Below are 3,362 nucleotides of genomic sequence, written 5' to 3'. Positions count from 1 at the left end.
ATTTATTGTATAGCTAAAACATACGCAAATTTATAGCAAACACAATGGCTAACGATTATTGTAAAGATTGCCAAAAAAATAAAAAGCAACGAACATCTAACAAACTATCACAAAAATAAACTGAATATAAAAAACTAAATTATGAATATTTCAAAATTAGACAAGCCAGCATTAATTCTGATTGATATACAAAAAGGATTTAATGATATTGAATATTGGGGTGGAGAAAGAAATAATTTCGATGCAGAAAAAAATGCAAGCAAACTTTTAGAGCTTTGGAGAAAAAATAATTTTCCAATTTTTCACGTAAAACATTGTTCATCTAACCCAAATTCTATTTTAAATGAAAATAATATTGGAAACGAATTTAAAGATATTGTTATGCCAATTGAAGGAGAAAAAATTATTAAAAAAAATGTAAATAGTGCTTTTATCGGAACAAATTTAAAAGAACAACTTGATAATAATAAAATTAACAAACTAGTTATTGTTGGACTAACAACTGACCATTGTGTTTCAACAACAACAAGAATGGCAGGCAATTTTGGTTATGAAACTTACCTTGTATCAGATGCAACAGCAACTTTTAATAAAAAGGGAATTGACGGGAAAAATTTTTCTGCAAATCTTATTCATGAAACAGCATTGGCAAGTTTAAATGAAGAATTTGCATCAGTTATAACAACAGAATTCATTGTCGAGATTTTTAAAACGAATGAAAGCAAAAACTGAATTTAAAAACCAAGTAAAAAACTAGAATTTATGAAATGAATAAAATTGCAGGAAATTAAGTAGTTGGCAATCAAGGGAATTTACAAGAAAGAATCAAAGAATTACTTTCTGAATTTAAAGCAAATGAATTACTCTAAACCTTATATTTTGGGTGCAAGAAGCTAGAATAAATAAATTTAATGAACAATACGGTATCTAAACTACTTTTAAATACTGAAGAAAAGCTCAAATTCCTTTCTTTAGAAATTGAAAACTCCATCAAAAATTCTGAAATTGCAATTAATATTGTTTTGAAATCAGTAGAACTGCTTAAAAAAATTGTTATAAATTCAAATTTTAAAAACCAAAGTGAAGAAATAAAGTTTTTTAAAGTTACTAAACCTCAATTATTTTCAAAACTAATTTATCACACAAAGGTATTAAAAATAGAGACAAAACGACCAAAAGGAACAGACAGAACACAACGAAAATATTTGCTTAATGAACTTGACAATCTCAATAGATTTTTCGATAATAATTTAGAATTTTATCAATATTACAGAACCGGTGCAACATTTTTGGATGAGAAATATTTTTTAAGAGGAAAGTATGATATTCGATTATCGTTAGATACTTTTTTCTTTGCATCAGATCCAGAATTTAATACAAGCCACGATTATAGAATTTCCAAGATATTAGCCAATGATTTATTAGAAATATATCTGAAAGAGCAATTAGCAATATTGGATAGAAAGGAAATTATGACAGCAAAAACACAAACAACACCCAAAGTTAAGCTTACTTGGACAGATAGCAAATCATCATTAATTGAACTATTATATGCGCTTCATTATCAAGGAAGTTTCAATAATGGAAATGCAGATATAAAAGAAATTGCAAATTATTTTGAAGTCATTTTTAATATTGATTTAGGCGATGTTTATAGAAGTTGGTATTCCATCAGAAGTAGAAAAATGGAAACCACTATATTTTTAGATAGTCTTAAAACAATACTTCAAAAGAAAATTGAACAGGAAGAAGATAAAATAAAATAGGTTGTTTTATTAAAAATCATTGCCAAGTTGATACCAACTTGGCAAACAAAACCAATCAAAACCCACAATTTTGCGCCATAACAATCTAAAAATACAGTTATGGCAATCGAAGTTATTACTCGCGAAGACTTAAACGAATTTCGCACACTCCTACTTTCCGATTTAAATGCAATGTTTAATTCAAAACCTGAACAACAAAAACAGTGGCTCAAATCCAATGAAGTCAGAAAACTGTTAAATATTTCTCCAGGCACTTTGCAAAACCTTCGGATAAACGGAACCATCACTTATACCAAGGTAGGTGGAATTTTATATTATGCGAGTTCCGATTTAGAAAAACTACTGGAATCCAATAAAGTAGAAGCAACTGTTACGTTGTTCAACCCAAAATGGTTGATAAGATGAATTATATAAAACATCTAACAGGATTTTTCGAGAAAGTGGCTATCGATAAAACGCTCAATCCAACACACGTAAGTTTGTATATAGCACTATTCCAATTCTGGAATTGCAATCGGTTCAAAAATCCAATAAGCATTTCTCGAGATGAGGTAATGCGAATTAGCAAAATCAGTTCCAAAGCAACATATCATAAATGCCTTAAAAATTTGCATTCTCTGGGCTATATAAATTATGAACCATCCTACAATCCCTTCAAAGGAAGCCACGTTTATCTACTCAACTTTTCAGATGAACTAAAACCAATGCTAAAAAAAGATAGAAATTTAAGTTCAAATTCTGAACCTGTTTTTGGTCTAGTTACTGAACAAGTAGCGAACAAGTCTTTTACTAGTAGTGAGACTGGTACTGAACAAGCGCTAGTATCTTATATAAACAATACAAACATACCAAACATTTCAAACGATTTAAAAATTGTAAACTTGGACGAGCAAGCAAGAAATTTTGAAAATGATGATGGGTTTTTAAAAAATGTGGATGTTGAAAAGAAAGAAAAAAGTTCCGCCAAAAAAGAAAAGGAAAATGTTCCTAAAATTGAAGAGGTCAAAATCTATTTTATCGAACAGAATTTTCCTGAACTTGAAGCCATTAAGTTTTTCAATTATTTTTCTAGCAACGGTTGGTTGGTCGGTGGCAAAACCCCGATGGTCGATTGGCAAGCAGCAGCACAAAATTGGATATTAAACGCACCTAAATTCATTTCAAATGAACAACAATCCAACAGAGCAAAACACCTCAACACAGGAACAGACAAAGACTATTCAGAGCCATTATAGCTACACTGAAATAATTATTTGGTTAGAGAAAAAAGGCGTTGAATTATACGGAAATCATTTCAAAATCCTTGAAAGCGATTATCCAATAATTTTTAAACTCATTGCTTATTTTCTGAAAGATGAAGCAACTTGTTTTCAATACAACATAAACCTCAACAAAGGAATTTTACTTTCTGGACCAATTGGCTGCGGTAAAACATCACTAATGAATTTGATGAAATACCTAACGCCGACAGAGTATAAATTTTTCGTAAAACCTTGCCGAGATATAAGCTTTGAATTTATTCAGGACGGCTACGAAATAATCCACAAATACAGCAAAGGCAAACTCTACCAATCAGAACCCAAAACAATATGCTTC

The 3,362-nt window shown here is 29.9% G+C and carries 5 protein-coding genes; all 5 read left to right on the top strand.

The window, feature by feature from the left end:
* The first annotated feature begins 141 nt into the window (after positions 1-141).
* A complete protein-coding gene (locus Q0Q96_RS05695) occupies positions 142-732 on the top strand; it encodes a cysteine hydrolase family protein (protein WP_293872271.1) in 591 nt (196 codons plus the stop codon).
* Between the two features lie 179 nt (positions 733-911).
* Positions 912-1,766, top strand: a complete 855-nt coding sequence (locus tag Q0Q96_RS05690) for an RteC domain-containing protein (protein ID WP_293872270.1) — start codon at positions 912-914, stop codon at positions 1,764-1,766.
* A gap of 99 nt (positions 1,767-1,865) precedes the next feature.
* Positions 1,866-2,171, top strand: coding sequence for a helix-turn-helix domain-containing protein (locus tag Q0Q96_RS05685; protein ID WP_293872269.1), 306 nt, complete (start codon positions 1,866-1,868; stop codon positions 2,169-2,171).
* Complete coding sequence (locus Q0Q96_RS05680) at positions 2,168-3,001, top strand: transcriptional regulator (protein ID WP_293872268.1); 834 nt, start codon at positions 2,168-2,170, stop codon at positions 2,999-3,001. Before Q0Q96_RS05685 ends, Q0Q96_RS05680 begins: the two co-directional genes overlap by 4 nt.
* A partial coding sequence (locus tag Q0Q96_RS05675) for an ATPase (RefSeq protein WP_293872267.1) occupies positions 2,931-3,362 on the top strand: 432 nt, incomplete at its 3' end. The genes Q0Q96_RS05680 and Q0Q96_RS05675, both read left to right, overlap by 71 nt.

The sequence above is a fragment of the Flavobacterium sp. genome, from assembly GCF_025352015.1.
Classification (GTDB): Bacteria; Bacteroidota; Bacteroidia; order Flavobacteriales; family Flavobacteriaceae; genus Flavobacterium.
This window is presented reverse-complemented; position numbering and strand designations above follow the sequence as displayed.

Bases quoted from the DNA above. Each gene is read 5' to 3' on its own strand.
- Q0Q96_RS05695 (WP_293872271.1), top strand. From the start codon at position 142: ATGAATATTTCAAAATTAGACAAGCCAGCATTAATTCTGATTGATATA.
- Q0Q96_RS05690 (WP_293872270.1), top strand. From the start codon at position 912: ATGAACAATACGGTATCTAAACTACTTTTAAATACTGAAGAAAAGCTC.
- Q0Q96_RS05685 (WP_293872269.1), top strand. From the start codon at position 1,866: ATGGCAATCGAAGTTATTACTCGCGAAGACTTAAACGAATTTCGCACA.
- Q0Q96_RS05680 (WP_293872268.1), top strand. From the start codon at position 2,168: ATGAATTATATAAAACATCTAACAGGATTTTTCGAGAAAGTGGCTATC.